Source organism: Bacteroides sp. 1001302B_160321_D4 (assembly GCF_015667765.1).
Taxonomy (GTDB): Bacteria; Bacteroidota; Bacteroidia; order Bacteroidales; family Bacteroidaceae; genus Bacteroides; species Bacteroides xylanisolvens.
Genome location: NZ_JADPLO010000008.1, coordinates 61,932 through 80,701, shown reverse-complemented (window position 1 = coordinate 80,701; position 18,770 = coordinate 61,932). Strand labels below are relative to the sequence as shown.

Genomic DNA, 18,770 nt, shown 5'->3' with positions numbered 1-18,770 from the left:
ATTTATTCTACGATTTCAAGCAATACATGTTCGTTATATTCTCTGATTGCCTCACCTGTTTCAGGGTTACTCGGATGTTGCGCTGAAAAACGTGTCTGGCCGCTTGCGTGTGTACAGTCTATATACTTTCCAGCGAATTTGGCGCCATTAAGACATAGACGGCCTGCCTGTCCAAATCTTAACACAATCTCATCCATATCCTTAGTCGTGGTAAATATTCCTTCGGCAGGGATATATGCGCCATTGTTTTTTTCATCGAGCAACATTCCCGCAAAGTTGTAGGTAATAGTTGCCGAATAATTGATAGGTGCACCCGACAGTGTCTCTGTCGCACTTTCCTGAAGAGTCGAAGTCGGAAGAGCCGGTTTCCATTCTTCTCCATCCTTGAACTCGATCATCCAGTAGTTGGAACACATCGTTCCTAATTTGGTCACAAAATAGAAGTGTATCTTGGTACCGGCAGGAATGGTCGTACCTTTCATATCCCCATAGACATACCAATAATCACCCGGAATAGCTCCTGATACATACGGGTCACCATTACCACCTACGGCACGGCTGCATACGGCAGTCTGCGCTACATAACCTGTCCGGTCACATGCCCAATACTCAATCTTACCACTTCCGGCACTCGGAGCAAGATACTTGCCATTGGTTCCCGGGAATACAGACTGTGCCTCATCATCAGCAAATGTTCCACTTGTGTTGGCAGTTAAACTCTTCAAGTCCCAATCAGCCAAAATGCCCGAGAAAGCATCTTGTACAAGAGTATAGGTATAGTCTGTATCATCCTGGATGGTTACCGTTACTTTAATTGTCCTTTTGGCAAATGTCTTGTTCTCCGGGAAAGTAAGTTTAATATCACATTCGCCTACCCCATTTGCAGGAGAAACGGTCACATCCGCATCTGTACACACAGCCTTCCACTCTTTATCTCCAAAGATTTTGAACGAGGATTCTGTTGTAGTTGCGTCAATCGATTCGGTGATAGGACTGATACCTTTCGGAACAATCATTTTTTGGGTAATAACCAGCTTTAGAGGAGTTACATCATCGCCAATGAAACGAATGGCACCGACACGTGAACTAGTCGATGAATTTTCAGAGACTTTGATTGTAAACTTAGTAATCTCACCTTGTGTCTCATGCGAATCAACAACTGCCCAATGGCTATCGCTTCCATCGGTCTGGCAATCGTTATTGACTCTGTAATAGACATTAGATGAAAGGTCAACAGTGAAAAGCCCACCTTCTGCTTCTACATCAAGTGTCTTTGTCGCGAGTGTCATATACGGTTCATCCGAGTTATGACAAGATGCAAAAAGCACAAGCGACACACTTGCAAACAATAACATCTTTAGATTCATTTGATTAGTATTTAGGGTTATTAATAATTGACTAGCTAGACATTTTCAGACGTCTTGCATATATAATTCTGTATATCACATAAGCAAGTATCATGGCAATCATCAGTACGATACTTCCTATCACAATTCCTTTGACCGCAAGAGTCTTCGGATCGCCAGCAATAAGCAGACCTATCAGTAAGAGCGCAACGACACCAATGGTAATACAGAAGCAGTTAACAGCCAAATGCGAATAGATTAATACCGCTTTTTTCTCCTTTAATGTCGGTTCGCGATCGGCTTCAGGATCAGTATATTCACAAATGGCTTGATAACCATTATCTTCATACTTTTTACGTGCCGACCAAACTTCCATGATTGCAAGGATAAGTACAGGAAGTACACAACCGGCAACTGACTCTATAAGGCTTGGACTAATAACGGAGGCGGGAATTATGACGCGAGCCATAATACCAACGAGCCAGGTAAGAATCATTGCAGAAATAAGTTGGTTGCCTGTCAGCCGCTTCGAGAACAGTCCCCATATCGACGGAATATATAAAGGACACATCACCATAGTAAGAAGGGTTACTACCACCTTTTCGGCACCTCCGGCAAAAGGAATGAGCATTGACAGGGCAATTATCACAAGTCCAAAGACAAATGTGAAGAGACGTCCTACCTTGATACGCTTTTTCTCATCTGCCTGACGGTTTTTCTCTTTGTGTCCCCAAATATCATAGGTATATACATTGGCATATACATTCAAAATGCCCGAAACATTACTCAATGTAGCCGATAGCATCGCTGCCAACATCATGCCGACCATTCCTTTCATAAGCACGAGTTTGCTCATATTCACATAAGCGTGTTCGCCGTTGAAAGTCATTGTGGTTGCATCCAAATCAAGCGCAAGTCCGGGTTCCATCACACGATAAATCATGGTAGGAAGATACCAGATGAGAGGAGTGACGATATAAAGAAGTCCGATTAAATAAGTACTCTTTTTTGCGTCTCTTGCAGTAGGCACGCTTATGTATCGCTGTACAAACGGCCAGTCGCCGCCAATCATGGACACATTGAGAAATATCCACAGTAAAAGCCACCCCCACGTATAGGTCGGAGATGTGCCCGAGAAGAATCCCGGTATCTCACTGGCCTTATCAATAAATGCACTTACGCCTCCAACTGCGTTAAATGAAAGAGGTATCATAAATACAACCACGGCCAGAAGTACTCCGAACTGAATTACATCAGTCATTAGTACCGCAAGAAATCCTCCGGCAATGGTGTATCCAAGAGCGATGGCACCAAGGATAAGAAGCGCCCACCAAATACTTAGGTAACCCATCGGTGAATCGCCCATCATACCTGTACTTGCAAAAATACTGCCACCATCGACTTTGATTAATGCACACATCACAACCGCTACCGCATACAGAGACACTGCCGTATGCACCGCACGGGCTATAATTCCTGAAATCGTATAAAAACTTACCGTGCGGTGTCCGAACCGGATGGTAAGGAACTCCCCCGGAGATTTAATACGTAGCTCCCTCCATTTGCCCGAGATCCATTTACCGACAATAAACGATGCTACGCCAAGACAAAGTGCAACAACTACCGCAACAAGTCCCGATTTATAAGCAACGCCTCCCCAAACGACAAAGGTACTTGCCGAGAAGATAGTCATGTAGGAAGAGACTCCCGACAGCCACCACGAAGAATTTCGCCCGGCAATAAACATATCTTCGGAGTTTTTGATTTTCCGGGACATCACAACACTCACGGCAATCAGTCCGAGAAAGTAGAGTAAAATAATAATATAATCTAACTGTTCCATATTCTGGTTCTTCTTTATATAATTGCTCCAAGTTTCTTCAATTCCTCTATGAGATTGTGAATATCAGCCTTTTGTACGGTCACACCTGCCTTTATACATTGTGCGGCTGCTACTCCTGCGGCTTGTCCTACCCCCATACAACTTGCCTGAACGCGAAGTGACGCAAAGGAAGTCTTATCAGCACTAATACAGCGCCCTGCTACGAGCAGATTCGGGAAATCTTCAGCTATAAGAGCGCGATAAGGTACATACGCCGCTTTTTTAAGGAAAGTTACGCTCTGTTCCGCACCTGCAGCGACATGGATATCTATAGGATGTGCGCCGCGTGATATGCTATCAGGATATTTATAAGCATTCACATATTCTTCTGCTGTAATGGTATGTACACCTTTGATACGACGTGTCTCACGAATACCGGCATGTACGGCGACGGTCGTCACATAACTGTTTTTAAACTCTTCAAAGTTCTCTTTAAAGATTCGTGCTATTTTAAATACGTCTTCCCGTAAGCGACATTCCGCTGCGGTAAAATTTCTATTATCAATGGCATTTCCTGCAGTACGGGTCATATTAACCGTTACTTCGCCCGGACGAAGAGTGGTGCAAAACCAAGGACCTCCGAATTCGGGGATACCAAGCTTCTCTTTCATTGCCAAAAGTTTCTCACGAACTGCAATGCAATGACAATTCTGCCCTTGTTTATTATGGTGCATGGCATCAATTATCATGGGCGAATCTGTATCCACACCGCCTAATATAAAATAAGTGGAAAGAGGTTGCAGCGGTTTACATTCATCTGTTTGCATCGGAACACCCGCCATAGCGGCAAGGTCACCATCCCCAGTGCAGTCGATATACATATCGGCACTAATGGCCTCTGTCCCATTCTTATTCTCAAAGAGGATACAGGATATTTTGCCGTCTTTTGCCTGACAACCGCTTAAGTAAGAGTGCATATACATATCCACGCCGGCTTCCAGCATCATTTGCTGGCATAAAAGCTTGTAAAGCTCCGGATCAAAAGCTACATTGCCAAGAGGTTTCTCAATGATACAGCCTCCCATCTTCTCCAGCCGTTCGATAAATTCCCATGGAATACCGCCTATCACCTTTTCACTATTATAGGTGAAAACACTCAAAGGAGTAACAAGCCCCATTGTAGCCATTCCACCTAAAAAACCATATTGTTCCACAACAGCAGTTTTCGCACCACTACGAGCAGCCGCAATGGCCGCAATGAAACCAGCTGGTCCGCCACCACAGACAACTACATCATAGTTGCCCACAATTGGAACCCGTTTCGAAATTTCTATACTTCGTACTTTCTTGTCCATGACCGTTTTTTATCCTTTAATTATTACCAATTCAAATAGATGGTAAACTTTGATGTGCTTTCGACCGCACTTATAAGAAAAGAGGTGTGTTTTCATAGTTCTTTTTCTTTAGTTCGACATCATGTTGATGTAACAAAGATAAAGAACAAGAGCTTGAAAAAAAGTTTTTTCCTAACTCTTTTGCCTGCAAACGATTGCGGGAACGTTCCCAAAATCTGCAAACGTTACAAAAGCATTACACAAAAGCAAATGGGATTCGTATTTTACTCCAATATTAGGATTTATTGTTTGAAATCAATATCTTTGCTTTGATTTAAACCATCATTCAGCATGAAGTATATAACCATAAAAGACATCGCTCGACATTTGTCAATATCCGTCTCCACAGTATCTCGTGCATTAGGAGATGACAAGAATATCCGTAAAGAAACGAAAGAAAAGGTGATAGAAGCGGCTAAAAGATTGGGATATAGACCAAACCCTGTAGCAATCAACCTTAAATACGGACATACTAATACCGTGGGAGTGATCGTTCCTGAAATGGTTACACCGTTTGCTTCACGAGTAATAAACGGAATACAAGAAGTGCTTCACACCAAAAATATAAAGGTGATTATTGCAGAGTCCGGAGGAGATCCGGAAAAAGAAAAAGAGAACCTGCAACTGATGGAAGGATTCATGGTGGATGGCATCATCATCTGCCTTTGCAGTTATAAAAGGAATAAGGAGGAATATGCTCGTTTACAGCAAGCGGGAATGCCTATGGTGTTCTATGATCGTATTCCCTATGGACTTGAAGTTCCGCAGGTAATAGTGGACGATTATATGAAGTCATTCTTTCTCGTAGAAAGTCTGATCCGAAGCGGACGCAAACAGATTGTTCATATACAGGGACCGGACGATATTTACAACTCCATAGAACGTGTCAGAGGATACAAAGACGCTTTGGCTAAATTCGGGATTCCTTTTGATAAGAATAATATGCTGATAAAAACCGGTATGACTTTTGAGGAAGGGAAAAAAGCAGCGGATATATTAGTGGAAAGAAATATTCCTTTCAATGCTATTTTCGCTTTTACGGAAACATTGGCTATTGGAGCCATGAACAGATTGAGGGAACTTGGAAAAAAAATACCCGAAGAAATCGCCGTAGCCAGTTTTTCAGGAACTGAACTTTCCAACATAGTCTATCCCAAATTGACTACAGTAGAACCGCCTTTGTACCAGATGGGGAAAAAAGCTGCCGAACTTATTTTAGAGAAAATCAAAGATCCGGCATCTCCCAATCATTCAATCGTGTTGGATGCGGAAATCAAAATGCGTGCATCGACGCCACGTTTGGAGGTATATTAATGACTTATCTACCAGATATTATATCTTAATACTTTCCTGAAAAACATACCGAAGTTACAAAAGTTTGCTGAATAGTAATCTTTTACGATACCAACAAAAAAGAAGAGTTCAGATTTATACAGTTTTGAATCATTCAATGCTCTTTCTCTATAATACGTCCAATTCTTCCACCTCCTTCACTTTTCTTCTGTATGGCCGATAAACAAGCAGTTTGTAGGTGAATAGCCGCCCCTTCACCTGCTCTTCATCGTGAATCAAATCAAATTGCAGCCTCCAGATTCCACCATTGAGTAAAATTAGTAAAGCTATTTCGTAATTAGTTTCAACCTTGTTTGAAACTAAAAGTTTCAAGGCGGGAAACACTTTGTTTCAAGTAGCGAAACGAAGTGTTTCTCGGTGTGAAACAGATTGTTTCAAGCCTTGAAACTATTTTTGAAACTACTCGCTACAAATGAAGAGATGGTGAAATTGTTACTCTTCACCCGCAAACTCCTTATTCATCGAAGAGACAGAGAAAAGGTGAAGGGGGGCGTATAATACTCAAAAGAAAAACTAAAATGTAACAGAGATTTTCTTCAACCGTTTACGCGCAAACAATGCCAACACAAACACAAGACAGACTCCCAGTCCCCATATCCACAATAAGAAATCTCCTCCTTCGGTTTTTCCATAAGAATGCAGACCGCTTAAATAGTAATTCACTCCGAACCAAGTCATGATAACGGAAAGAATAGCTACGACCGAAAGCAGATTAAAACACCAGTCGGTCTTTCCTTTCAGAAGAGGAATGAAACGGATATGAAGCACCAATGCATAAACAACGATTGAAATCAATGCCCAAGTTTCTTTGGGGTCCCAGCCCCAATATCTACCCCAGGAGACGTTGGCCCAGATGGCCCCTAGAAATGTACCTGCGGTCATAAAGAACAGGCCGAGGATTATTGCCATTTCATTCAGTAATGTCAGTTCACGGATGCGGAACTGGAGTTTCAACCGATTGGTGGCGGAAAGCAAATTCATCAATACAAGGTTAAATAGTCCTGTCAGTGCGCAAAGCGCAAAGAATACATAACCGATCATGATAATAGCGACATGAGACATTAGCCAATAAGACTGGAGTACCGGAACCAAAGGAGTGATTTCCGGATTCAGGTGGTTCAGTCCTGCCACAAAAAGCATGATTCCACCTAATAGTCCCGCTAATGCGGGAAGAATACGGAATCGGCAGGCAAACAGAAGTCCGCTACCTACCAGCATCCAAGAAGTGCATACCATCGACTCGTAAGCATTCGCCCAAGGCGCGTGCCCGCAAATATACCAACGTAGCAAGACACCTGCCGTATGCGTAAGGAAGGCGATTGCCAGAAGAGCGATCAGAATACCACTTAGTTTTCTCCCCCATTTGAAGTCTGCAATAATCTCTCCGCAAGCAATGAAAAGTAGGATGCCGCCCAAAATCAGGTAAGCCAAACGACACCAGAAAAATAGATTCAGCTGATTATAGAGAAGTTCGGCTCTCACTTTCTGATTGTCAATAGTGGGAACTTTAGCCTTTGCCTGTTGGAAGACATTCATCATTTCGATGATTTTATCGGCTTCCTTCCAGTTGTTGGAACGAACTCCGTTTCCTAACTCATAGATATACCAATCCATGATTTTTGTTACAAACAAAGAGTCTTTCCCGTGAAAAGCACTTAAATCATCACCCGGTGAATACCATTTTCCCTGCGAATCATTTCCATCCGGGAAAAGAGGTAACAACTGGTGTTGCATGATACGATAGACGATATTTACCGATTCATCCAGTTTCAATAAATCCGAGTCCAGCCGTTTTCGTTCCGAAGCCGGTTTGGCGTAAATCGTGTTCATTTCATTTGCCAGGATATAGTTGCCGTCTGCATCAAACACATCTTGCCAGGCAATGTATTTACCATCCCTGCCGAAGCGTTGAAGGAGTTCTTTATTATCGACTTTGATAAAAGGAAAGGCTCCCCACTCATCGGGAAAAGAAAGCAGATTCAGAAAGAATTGATCCGAATCCATACCGTTTAGTTGATCGGCTCCATACAATTTGCGTAAGATGGCAGATGTATAACTGTTGACGGGTTCGAGACGTCCGTTTGGATTAAGCACTACCAGACTACCGAATTTTTCGGCATGTAAAGAAGAAACACAAGGAAGTTGCGAAGCAACAAGAGGGTGTTGCACTGCTATGGGTGATTGCTGCAAAGAAACAGATTTTTGTTGTGCACTCAATACCTGCATACTTGATATTCCGGATAAAATCAGGAAGAACAACAAACAGAAAGGGGCATTATTTTTCATTTCTCCCAACTCTTTACGTAATCGTCCGAAACGGGATTTCTTACTGAACAGCGTAAATACAAAACCAACAAACAACAGGAAATATCCGGTATACGTAAGTTGCATACCAGGACGATCGTAGCTCACAGACAACACAGTACCCTGTTCATCGGGATCGAACGAAGACTGAAACAGACGATAACCATCCACATCAATCACTTTATTCATTCGAATGGTTGCCTGCAAAGGAGATTCATTCTCTCTCTTAATCACCAAGTCACTTTCATAAGACATCGGACTATGAGAACCCGGATAACGCTCCAACCTAAAATCATTCAGCGTGACAGAGAAAGGCAGGGAAGTCTTTTCCATCCCTGCTCCCTCATCTTTCATCATGCTGTTTGCCGTTTCCCCCTCACGGATATGCATGATACCCGTCACTCCGACATAGTGAGTGACAGCAGCCCCCAACCAAATAAAAAGAAAAGCTCCATGAAAAATCAGACTTCCTTTACTGATTCTCTTGAAATAACTTCCCTGAAGGAACATAGCCGATAGATTAACTGCCTGCAATAACTGTAACAGTATAAACCAGGGAGCATAATAAAAATACTCGCGGGCAATGGCGGGGCCATAAGAGTTTTCCACAAAAGTGGTTACTGCCAATATCAAGGCATAAAGTCCCGCTAAGATGTACATCAATACCGGTGAAGCTATCAGTCGAATCAGTTTCATCTGTTTTTCTTTTATAATAAACAATGCTTTTACAAATAAGCAATCCCTTCAATTTCTATCAACAATTCCTCTCTGCATACATCCGCATAAAGATAAGCAATAGGAAGATCCGGACAAAGTCTATCCAGGTCTGCTTTCACAGCGGGCGCATCTTCCTCATTCTTCAGATATACACGAAGGAGTCCTAACTTACCGGAATGTTCTGGCAAATTTTCTCTTCCCTCCTCCAGTCCGATCAAATGCTGGATATTTTCAAGAGTGATTTCCGTTTGCGAAAGTACATCTCCGGTCGTTACGCTTTCCTCGCCACGAATGGCAGCCGTGCCGGAAATATAAATCACTTCCTGTCGACGGTCGGACACAGACTTTCCCCTTTCGAACTTCGGAGTTCCTTTCTCCGTATCCGCCCGATGACTAATCAATACCTCATCTGAATAAACATGAGCAGCCCGTTGCCAATCATTATCCAAAGGAACGATATCCACTTCTCCGCTGACAGCATTGAAATCAATCAGTATGCCTCCATATTGTGTGCCAATCCCGGTTGCTGCCGGATAGCCTGATTCCCATGCCGAAGAAGCATAAAACAGAGTGCGCACATCATTAAAATCCTGATAACACTGATTGCCATGTGTAATATCGGTGATACGTTCCAGATAATTCCACTGACGGACAATGTCACCGAAATTCATCTGTTCCGCTTTCAATATCTCTTCAGCCTTTCTGAATGCTTGTTCCGATTGTTCGCGAACAGGAAGATTCAAATCATCCGCACAAAGTCCTCCTGCTATTATCTCCCGGTAGTGAGGAGTCACGATCCGCAGGTAACGGACAGAGGAAGAAGTAAACTGTTCTTCTATTGTGAATGGCTCATCCACAGCTTCTACCAATGAATGTACCTCCATCACTAAGTTCGCCACCAACGGTTTTTGAGCCACAAGCGAAACGACCGGACGGGGAGAAACGAAATGCCGCTCCACCCATTGTTCCAGAAAGGAACGTTGAAACTTGTATTCCTGATTATCCGTACAGTGTGTAAAGAGTACAAAACGGACCACTCTCTCTTCCCGGACGGCGGATGAAAGTAATTCTTCCGCCATCTGTTCCCAACTGTTTCCTTCCGCTTTATACAAATTACATTTTATTCGATGATACTTCATAGTGCAAATTTCAATGTTTTTTCTTATGATCTTTATTTTATTAATGATAAGAGGTAACACCTGCCGGAATATCCATACTATAAACAGAAGACATGGTTTTCAAGCCCGGAGTATTTTCCAAAGAATAAAGTATCTTCTTTTGCCGGTCGACCAACAACATGTGTACTTTCTCTTTCGGATTTACATGTCCCGTCCAGTTTGTAATCAGGAAACGTCCGTCGGAGAAATACTGAAAACCTCCCAAAAACTTCAACGGTTTGCCGGGAATATCCGCATTCGATAATTCCCAAACTGTCTTTCCTTCTGCCGTTACTTCGATTAGTCGTGGATTCTGATCTTTATCCGCTACAGCAATCAGTGTATGTCCGTTAGGCAGGCGGGTCAATGAATGTGGTCCGCCGGGAACATCCAGGTTCCACACCACTTTTCCGTTCATATCATACTCCGTCACACACTGCGGACCATAATGCGCCACCAGAAAATGGCCGTTATCCAGACGCCGTGCATTACGCATAAAAGCAAATCCTTTCTCTTTCACTCCTTCCGGCAGGATGCATACTTCTTTCACAATCTTACCTTTAGGAGAGATTTCCAACATACGGCCTGTGATACATTCGCCCACAAACGTATTTCCATTCTTCAACCGTTGGCAGGCAAAGACCGGACTTTTAGATTCATAATGAAAGATGGTATCGTTCTGACGAGTCATTTCGAGTACTCCATGTCCGGTGGTGAAAAGGATATTGCCATTAGGCAATACCCATAGATCATTGGAATCGGGGGCTTTGTGTTGCCACACGATTTGATTATTTTCCATCACGAAGACAATTCCTTGCGAATAATCCGTTCCTGCAAACGTTTTTGTCTGCGCAGACAAAAATGCCGGAAACAGAAAGGCCAGAATCGCAATATATATTCTTGTCATAAATATAAATTCAAAATTAGTTTTATATAAAAGATTTTTCAGGCACGGATGAAGTTCACTACAGAGACAATACGTACTCCTCCAACTCTTCCAGTTCTTTTTCGGAAACTGGTTTGTGAGGTCCGTGTACCTTAAGCATATCTTTCATCGAATAGCTACGACCGTCATACAAATAAGGAGCTGTACGCCAGCACTCATTCAAAGCCGGAACGTCCATCGACAAACCTTTATCGGGTCCGGTAGTCCAATCTACCTTATACTGTTTCTGGTCCGTGTAATATTGTCCGGAGTGACAACTTGCACAGTTTTCCTCAAAAATCTTCTTTCCCCTTTTCGCTTTCGCAGAAAGTTTGCCATTCTGAAGATAAGGACTGGGCAGAGGTTTCAGAGACTTCAGATATTCGTCGATAGATTCATAGATTTCATCTTCTCCTTCCATAAACAGAATATACTTCACTCCCGAACGTACCGCAACTTCGGCATTCTTACGAATACCGGTCGCCATACAAGGCGGAGTCTGATGCGAAAGCAAGAGAGTTTTCGTATTCTTCGGATTACCCATGCCATCATTCAGCAAATCCCAGTTAAGCCCGTCCATACGTGCATCATTCGGATGGCAGGTTGCACAACTTTGCCAATTTTGGAAACAAATGGTCGCATCATGGAAATACATATCGCCTTTACCTACTTTAGTGAAAGCCAACGGAGCACCCAAAACCTGCTTCTGCACGTTCTTGCCGTTCAAATCCATAGACACCAGTTCCGATGTATAATAATTGGCTGTATAAATCTTACCTCCTGTGGCAACCACCGAACGCGGACCTTTTCCCTGTGTAGGAATGAAGTCACGGATACCATACAGGAATCCCGCGTCATTGGGTATATTACCCCATGCTTTCATAGAAGGAGTGACCATTTCTCCCTGCTTTGCCTTGGCAAGACGTTCGTGCAAAGCAATACGATCGATGCGCACCAATTCCTGACTGCCGGCAGCCGCTACAATGATTTGTTTATCATCCGAAGTAACAATGACCGACCACGGATTGGCCGCTCCTTTTTGCGGAGTATCCAGAATAACGGAAGTCAGCCACTTCTTTGCTTTCAAATCAATGATAGACAATGTATTGGTAGCCATCCATCCTCTATCCAACTGATTGGTAGGCAACTGATAACGGGAGATTAAATGAGTGACATACGCAAAAGTATGATTCTTGTCCACTGCTACCGACTTCACATCCGTAGAGCCGTTCGGAAGCATGATACGTCCCGAAACCTTTTTCGAAAGTACATCGACCATGTCAAGTTGTACAGCAATCGGATAAGCCGTAGAAGGCATTTCCGGCAGATTATTAGCAATCAACAGGCAGGAATCACTCGCAAAGGCAGCCATCGACACAGGTTCACGGCCGACAGCGATTTTAGTTTTCACCTTACGGGTTGCCGGATCAATCTCCCAAAGTTCGTTGTTGAACCGTTGCGTCACCCAAAGAGACTTTGACAACGGATTATACAAAATGTCTGAAGGAGTAGCTCCGCTTTTTGTTTTGGATTGTACCGAAAGTTTCTTCCCGTCCAATTCGTACATCGTACCGTAGTTTCCGTCGCATACCACCCAAAGTTTACCATTCGCATCCTGCGTCATGGCATTGACAGGAGACGAGAAAGAGACTTTCTTTTCCATTTTCTGTCCGTCGGACGACATCTTGATGAGTTCACAGCCTGCCCTGTTTGTTACAAACAAGGATTTCCCGTTGTCTGCCAAAAACAAACGGTCCGGTGAAACCGTCGTTTCCGCTTCTTGCCAAGACGCACAAAGAAACAGAGCAGCCATACCAACAGGTATCAATATCTTCTTTTTCATTTTTTCTCTTGTTTAGTTTGAAGGGATTGAATGTATTGACGAATATTCTCCTGATCTTCCGCACGGGCTGCTTCCCGCTTCTTATCATAATAGTTGTAGAAGTCGAGATCCTTTTGCGACCAGTTGTTCGCTTCGCGGTAGTCTCCGATAAAAGGTACAAGCAAGTCAATCCAAAGAGCCACTTTTCGTATTTCCTGCGGAGTCAACTTAGTACCTCCATGTCCGCTTTCCAGACGTTTAATCAGATTACTCGTGTTAGAACCTGCAAAATAAGGGGGCAGCAATGTAGGTTCAGACAAAGCACTGATCCAGTTTACTTCCGGATGGTGTGCATTACCTCGCCATGCTCCTCCGTCTTTATTCTGGGTAGCATGGGTCAAACTCAAATACGAATCCGTATATTTTCTTTTGCTTGGTTTATCCATTACTTTCAATTCACCTTTCAAGCTCATTGGCTGCTTCACTCCATCGTGACAAGAGATACAATGTCTGTCCCAGATAGGCTGGATTTCTTTCAGGTAACTGAAATTGCGTTCACCCATCTCATCTTCCGGAGCCAATGCCTTGATACCTTTGTTCATGGCCATAGATACCGGATGCCCTGCTACGGGAACCGTATTCTTATGCTCGTGGCATCCTACGCAACTCTGCACCTCGTTCGGTTGCAAAGTAGACCAGCTACGCATCGTCTGCACGACACGTCCGTTTTCATCCAATGCCTGAAAATATAGAGGTTTGCGTGCAGGCACTTTAAAGAAAGCAGAACCATCGGGCTGTACTTCCGTCACACCCAACACTCTCTTCACGTCCCAAGCTGCATTACCTACTCCTACAGGAGAGCTCATGATAGCTCCTCCCCCTTTATCATTACCATTCACTTCGCCTACACCCGCTGCACGGAACTGGATTTCTACCACACGCAACTGTTTGATTGTACCCGGCTTCACTCCTTTCAATCCGTTACCTTCGTAGATATTCTGCATGTAATATACACCCTCATTCTTTGTATAATCTACCGAAGACGAACGGCGGAACGGACGTTTGCGAGGAGCAACCAATACAGGTTGATTGCAGGATATACGCGTATCAGAAACCAACAACTCACGTTCTCCGTCCGCATTCATCCAGTAAACGCCAAATTCCATCGGATGTCCGACGTAATAGCCCAACGGAGTATAGGAAATTAAAAATTCCGTCTCACTCAACGGGAAAGGGTGCTGAAACTGATCGGTAAACTTCCCGTAGCCGTCAATACGTTCCGGTTCCGGCTTGTGAACCGGAGCTACGAACATGACACCTTCATTCTCATCACGTCCGGCTTCGGGATCTATAATACCCAATTTGCCATGTTGAGGAGTATGGTGTCCCATAAAAACTCCCATCAACTTACGAGTGCCGGGGATTTGGCGGATCTGTGCCACCGTTGTCGGGAACCAGCTGTTCATTCCGTAATATTCCGCCTGCCCTGTTCCATCGGGATTCATCTGGAAAAGAGGTTGCGCCCATACCTGTCCGCGGTCATTGTAGTCCCAACGAGTATAAACCACACGACCGTCATCCAACAGAGTCGGAGTGACAGTGTGCACCTGATCGAAACCGACCTGACGCATATAACGTCCTTCCCTATCGCAGAGATACATATTGCTGACTTCCGTAAACCAACAATCTACCGTGCTTCCACAACGGGTAGAGTTGAAAAGGATATTATCATCCGGCAAGTAAATACCTTCAATATCGGCATGTCCTTTTCCAAAAGTCAACTGTTTGATTTCACGTGTCTTCAAATCCATTTCATACAGATGAAAGTCATCCTCCTTACGGGACTTCTTCCAGGAGAAAAGCAAGTGTTGACCGTCGAAGTGGAGGTTCGGATCACGAACCACTCCTTCTTCATCTGTCAACAGCGTCTCTACTTCCGCCCAAATTCCATTCATCTTCAATTTCGCCAACGCACCGCCCGCAATGTAGTTGCATTCAGCACGGGCATCCGACACTCCTTCGGTATAAGCAAAGAAAGAGGGACGCAACGTTCTGTACTTTGTGAAAACAATCTCCGGTTTATCTGCAGTGAAGGCTTCCAAACGCTTGATACGTCTTTGTTCACACGCTTTCAGATAAGACAGGAAAGCCGATTCGATGCTTTCCGGAGTATTAGTCACAGTAGCTTTGATGTTTAGTTTCTGTAAACGCACGGAAAGTTCCTGATTAAAACTCTTATTAAACCAGTCTACATCACCCGTTGTTCCATCCTGTAACCACCAGTCGTAATAAACCGGATAGACACGCGTCAATCTCCGGTGCACGGCTTTTATCTTGTTTTCTGTTTCTTCCTGATTATCTTTCTGTTTTATCGCCTGAATTTCCGCGTATTTCTTCTGAATCTCGACGATAAAACCTTTCGCGTCGGTAGGCTGAAGGGAAGTGTCTTTCGTCTGCCATGCTACGATGGAGAGGAACACACAGCATGCCATCCCACACTTCAACAGCTTCATTAATTTCGATCTTATCATTTTATCTTCTTATTTACCTTAAATTTACCTTCCTGAAAAAAGAACGATTACAAACCTTTCTTCAGCTCCTTATAGGATTCTACAATCTGAATACCGCTTGATGTACCAATACGGGTAGCGCCCGCCTGAATCAATGCCAACGCAGAATCCAGATCACGAATACCACCTGCTGCTTTCACTCCGATAGTAGGTCCTACCACACGACGCATCAATGCTACATCATGCACTGTTGCTCCTGCCGTACCGAATCCGGTAGAGGTTTTCACAAAATCCACTCCGGCTTCTTTAGCTATACGACATACGGTTTCTTTCTCTTCATCCGTCAGATAGCAAGTTTCAAGAATGACCTTACAGATCACACCGGCAGGTTTGCAGATAGAAACCATGTCTTCAATTTCTTTCTTTACGATTTCAGTCTGTCCTTTCTGTAAAGCACGAACATTAATGACTGTATCTATTTCAGTAGCACCTTTAGCAATGGCATCACGGGTTTCAAATGCTTTGCCCTCTACTGTGTTCTGTCCCAATGGAAAACCGATAGCGGCTCCTACACGCACTCCCGATCCTTCAAGCAACTTCACACAAGTTTCTACTTCCGCAGGATTGATGGCTACCATCGCAAACTGATACTGACGGGCTTCCACACAAAGTTTCTCAATAGGCGATGCATCACCGAAAGGTTTCAGGAATGTATGGTCGATCATACCTGCCAACTGTTCTACTGATAATTCTGCAATCACTTCGTTTATATTCTTCTTTTCCATTATTTTGAGTCGTTTAACAAGTTATTATAAATATGTTGTTTCTTAAAAAGTCAATACGCATTTCAATACTTCACCCCGTTTCACGGCAGCAAAGGCTTCTTCTATTTCTTCTATCGCAAAGCGATGCGTGATAAAGTCGGATGCAGAAAGTCTGCCCTCTTCAATCCATTGTGCCAATGTGGTCATTGCCGCCTTTTCTTCGGAACGGGTAGGCCATTGATGCATGTGCAGGTCGAAGTTATAAGGAGCTTTCGATAAGTCGAAAGTTGGATTCTTAGTCATGACGCCATAGACACAAACATCTCCACCCATCTTCACTAATGGTAATACGGAATTTACGACTACATCCAGTCCTACCGCATCAATGACAGCATCATAAGAGCGATTAGCCGCGGCTATAAATTCCGGAGTACTGATTTCGGCGGGTGTATATCCGTTGTCTGCTCCCATCCGACGGGCTACTTCCAGTTTAGCGGGAAGCATATCGACAATATCAATCTGTCCCAGACCGAACAATTTACCCAACTTCACAAAGCTCAATCCTACAGGACCGGAGCCTACTACGATCACCTTTTTCCCCGGAGTCAGATTGAAATCCTTGAAAGCTCCCAACACTTCGCGCCAGGTACAAGAGATGACTGCTTCTTCCGGTTGCACATGTGAAGGGACTGTGTTCTGAATCTCAAAACTGTCCCAGCATCCCTGTTCAGGTGTAGCTAGTCCCTCTTCTTTCAGTACTTCAAAGTCATTCACTACTACATATTCGCTGAAACCACCCCAGCCGCTATCGACACCTTGCGCACCAAAATCGGAAATAAGACCACCAATAGCACGGTCGCCTACTTTAAAGTTACGTACTTTTTCACCGACAGCCACTACTATTCCGGCATTCTCATGTCCCAAAGCCAATGGATAAGTATCCACTCCGGGGAATTTTCCGGCTATCAGTTTACTGTCAGTCGCATTACACAAAGCAACCATTTCTGTTTTCACCAATGCCTGATAAGCATTGATTACAGGAGTTTCCACCTGTCGTATTTCAATTTTGCCGGGAGCCGGCACTATTACTGTTTTCATTTGATTATTAGGTTTTATATAGAATCTAGTTCAGTTTTTGCAATTTCAGTATACATATCGCACAAAGCGTGATAAGCTTTATCAAAAACAGGCATCCAAGCCTCATACTTCTTCACGTTTTCCTGAATCGGCTGCACGGTCTGTTCGATACGGACAAAGCGGTCTATCACAGAGAAGTCTTTAAAGACTCCCGCACCGATACCTGCCAGAATAGCCGCTCCCATCGAAGTTGCCTCTTCCAGATAATTAGGTACACGGATTTCTGCCTGATAGATGTCTGCCATCATCTGGCGCCATACAGGATTCTGCGCACATCCTCCAATCACCGTCACCTGGTCGATGGGAACGTGTTTGCGGAAGATATTGACGATAAATCCCAGATTGAGGGTAATTCCCTCCATCACAGCACGTAGCATATCACCATGTGTATGCCCCAGCGTCAGACCGATAAATGCTCCTTTGGCGTCTACATTCCAACGGGGAGTACGTTCACCAAGCATATAAGGTAGAAATAGGAGTTTATTGGCACCTATTGGAGAGGAAAGAATCTGTTCGTCAATCAGTTCGAACACGCTACGTCCGAGTTGAGTAGCCAATGCCTGCTCGTGCTGGCAGAGTTGGTTAATCATCCAGTTGTAGGAAGAGCCTGCCGCCTGCATCGTTCCCGACGGATGCAGCATGCCCGGCACTACGTGCGCCCAGTTCATGGTGCGGCGTTGTTCGTCTACAATCGGTTTTTCTACTGTCAGAGCTACCCAGGAGGAAGAACCCAGATAGTTGTATGCGCTACCCGGAGCCACACAGCCGACGCCTACTCCGGCACAACTACCGTCGCCTCCACCACAGATTACGGGTGTTCCGGCAAGCAGTCCTGTTTCACGGGCAGCTTCGTTGGTCACCTCACCGATCACGTCGATAGATGAACGGACTTCCGGGAATAGGGAAAGATCAAGTCCGGCAGCTTCTATGATTTCTTCACTCCATTGCCAACGGTTCAAGTCGTAGGCGTTAGTACCCGAAGCATCCGAGGGATCAGTGGCTAGAGTACCGCAGAGACGGAAATTGATATAATCCTTGGCATTCAATATCTTGGCTGTCTGTGCAAAGATTTCCGGTTCGTGTTTCTTTACCCACATCAGTTTCTCGATGGAATAGGAAGCACTGATCCGGTGTCCCGTGATTTCATAGAAATGAAGAGGGTCTATCTTTTCAGAGAGGATCATCTCTTCTTCCTGCGAACGCTGGTCGCAATAAAGCATGTGAGGACGAAGCGGGCGACCGTTTTTATCCACACAAAGACAGCCCATCATTTGTCCGCTAAGTGCCACACCGGCAATATCAGCGGGAGATACCAGTTCGAGAAGTGCTTGTGTAGTGTCTACAATGGCTTTCCACCAATCGTGCGGATTCTGTTCCGCCCGGTTGCCGGAAGCGTAATCTGTTGGGTAAGCGGCCGTGCGAGAAGCAATCAGCAATCCCGATTCGTCGAATAAGGTTGCTTTATTACCGCTGGTACCCAAGTCATGTGCTAATATATACATATATGATTTTTCTTCTT

At 44.2% G+C, this 18,770-nt stretch carries 13 protein-coding genes; 1 reads left to right on the top strand and 12 read right to left on the bottom strand.

Annotated elements, in window-relative coordinates; translation table 11 throughout:
* Window positions 1-2: 2 nt before the first annotated feature.
* Genes KFO40_RS05240 through KFO40_RS05230 form a run of 3 tightly spaced genes read right to left on the bottom strand, consistent with a single transcriptional unit; the run spans window position 3 to window position 4,523 of the window.
* The gene (locus KFO40_RS05240; protein WP_074909466.1) at window positions 3-1,367 is read right to left on the bottom strand and encodes a BACON domain-containing protein; all 1,365 of its coding nucleotides are present in this window, start codon (window positions 1,365-1,367) and stop codon (window positions 3-5) included.
* A 31-nt stretch (window positions 1,368-1,398) separates the two neighbouring features.
* Window positions 1,399-3,189, bottom strand: a complete 1,791-nt coding sequence (locus KFO40_RS05235; RefSeq protein ID WP_061447726.1) for a sodium:solute symporter family protein — start codon at window positions 3,187-3,189, stop codon at window positions 1,399-1,401.
* Window positions 3,190-3,203: 14 nt separating this feature from the next.
* Complete coding sequence (locus KFO40_RS05230) at window positions 3,204-4,523, bottom strand: FAD-dependent oxidoreductase (protein WP_055235859.1); 1,320 nt, start codon at window positions 4,521-4,523, stop codon at window positions 3,204-3,206.
* 330 nt (window positions 4,524-4,853) lie between these two features.
* Here KFO40_RS05230 and KFO40_RS05225 point away from each other — a divergent pair, with 330 nt between their 5' ends.
* Window positions 4,854-5,876, top strand: a complete 1,023-nt coding sequence (locus KFO40_RS05225) for a LacI family DNA-binding transcriptional regulator (protein ID WP_004313409.1) — start codon at window positions 4,854-4,856, stop codon at window positions 5,874-5,876.
* A 147-nt stretch (window positions 5,877-6,023) separates the two neighbouring features.
* Here KFO40_RS05225 and KFO40_RS05220 read toward each other — a convergent pair whose 3' ends face one another.
* The 9 genes from KFO40_RS05220 to xylB form a co-directional block, all read right to left on the bottom strand.
* The gene (locus KFO40_RS05220) at window positions 6,024-6,227 is read right to left on the bottom strand and encodes a hypothetical protein (RefSeq protein WP_004313410.1); all 204 of its coding nucleotides are present in this window, start codon (window positions 6,225-6,227) and stop codon (window positions 6,024-6,026) included.
* 201 nt (window positions 6,228-6,428) lie between these two features.
* Complete coding sequence (gene ccsA, locus KFO40_RS05215) at window positions 6,429-8,915, bottom strand: cytochrome c biogenesis protein CcsA (RefSeq protein ID WP_117514982.1); 2,487 nt, start codon at window positions 8,913-8,915, stop codon at window positions 6,429-6,431.
* Between the two features lie 29 nt (window positions 8,916-8,944).
* A complete protein-coding gene (locus KFO40_RS05210; RefSeq protein ID WP_117514980.1) occupies window positions 8,945-10,075 on the bottom strand; it encodes a PTS cellobiose transporter subunit IIC in 1,131 nt (376 codons plus the stop codon).
* Window positions 10,076-10,115: 40 nt separating this feature from the next.
* Window positions 10,116-11,000, bottom strand: coding sequence for an aryl-sulfate sulfotransferase (locus KFO40_RS05205; protein WP_117514978.1), 885 nt, complete (start codon window positions 10,998-11,000; stop codon window positions 10,116-10,118).
* A gap of 58 nt (window positions 11,001-11,058) precedes the next feature.
* Window positions 11,059-12,861 carry a c-type cytochrome gene (locus KFO40_RS05200; RefSeq protein WP_211146154.1) on the bottom strand — a complete coding sequence of 601 codons (1,803 nt, stop codon included), beginning with the start codon at window positions 12,859-12,861 and terminating at the stop codon, window positions 11,059-11,061.
* Complete coding sequence (locus KFO40_RS05195) at window positions 12,858-15,371, bottom strand: hypothetical protein (RefSeq protein ID WP_117514974.1); 2,514 nt, start codon at window positions 15,369-15,371, stop codon at window positions 12,858-12,860. The genes KFO40_RS05200 and KFO40_RS05195 overlap by 4 nt, the downstream gene beginning before the upstream one ends.
* Before the next feature lie 47 nt (window positions 15,372-15,418).
* Window positions 15,419-16,135 (bottom strand): deoxyribose-phosphate aldolase, encoded by a 717-nt coding sequence (deoC, locus tag KFO40_RS05190; protein WP_117514973.1) that lies wholly within the window; start codon window positions 16,133-16,135, stop codon window positions 15,419-15,421.
* Between the two features lie 42 nt (window positions 16,136-16,177).
* Complete coding sequence (locus KFO40_RS05185; RefSeq protein ID WP_009000614.1) at window positions 16,178-17,212, bottom strand: zinc-dependent alcohol dehydrogenase; 1,035 nt, start codon at window positions 17,210-17,212, stop codon at window positions 16,178-16,180.
* A 14-nt stretch (window positions 17,213-17,226) separates the two neighbouring features.
* A complete protein-coding gene (gene xylB / locus KFO40_RS05180) occupies window positions 17,227-18,753 on the bottom strand; it encodes a xylulokinase (RefSeq protein ID WP_211146153.1) in 1,527 nt (508 codons plus the stop codon).
* Between the last annotated feature and the right edge of the window lie 17 nt (window positions 18,754-18,770).

Excerpts from the sequence above, each read along its gene's own strand:
- KFO40_RS05240 (WP_074909466.1), bottom strand. The coding sequence starts at position 1,367 with ATGAATCTAAAGATGTTATTGTTTGCAAGTGTGTCGCTTGTGCTTTTT.
- KFO40_RS05235 (WP_061447726.1), bottom strand. The coding sequence starts at position 3,189 with ATGGAACAGTTAGATTATATTATTATTTTACTCTACTTTCTCGGACTG.
- KFO40_RS05230 (WP_055235859.1), bottom strand. The coding sequence starts at position 4,523 with ATGGACAAGAAAGTACGAAGTATAGAAATTTCGAAACGGGTTCCAATT.
- KFO40_RS05225 (WP_004313409.1), top strand. The coding sequence starts at position 4,854 with ATGAAGTATATAACCATAAAAGACATCGCTCGACATTTGTCAATATCC.
- ccsA (WP_117514982.1), bottom strand. The coding sequence starts at position 8,915 with ATGAAACTGATTCGACTGATAGCTTCACCGGTATTGATGTACATCTTA.
- KFO40_RS05210 (WP_117514980.1), bottom strand. The coding sequence starts at position 10,075 with ATGAAGTATCATCGAATAAAATGTAATTTGTATAAAGCGGAAGGAAAC.
- KFO40_RS05205 (WP_117514978.1), bottom strand. The coding sequence starts at position 11,000 with ATGACAAGAATATATATTGCGATTCTGGCCTTTCTGTTTCCGGCATTT.
- KFO40_RS05200 (WP_211146154.1), bottom strand. The coding sequence starts at position 12,861 with ATGAAAAAGAAGATATTGATACCTGTTGGTATGGCTGCTCTGTTTCTT.
- KFO40_RS05195 (WP_117514974.1), bottom strand. The coding sequence starts at position 15,371 with ATGATAAGATCGAAATTAATGAAGCTGTTGAAGTGTGGGATGGCATGC.
- deoC (WP_117514973.1), bottom strand. The coding sequence starts at position 16,135 with ATGGAAAAGAAGAATATAAACGAAGTGATTGCAGAATTATCAGTAGAA.
- KFO40_RS05185 (WP_009000614.1), bottom strand. The coding sequence starts at position 17,212 with ATGAAAACAGTAATAGTGCCGGCTCCCGGCAAAATTGAAATACGACAG.
- xylB (WP_211146153.1), bottom strand. The coding sequence starts at position 18,753 with ATGTATATATTAGCACATGACTTGGGTACCAGCGGTAATAAAGCAACC.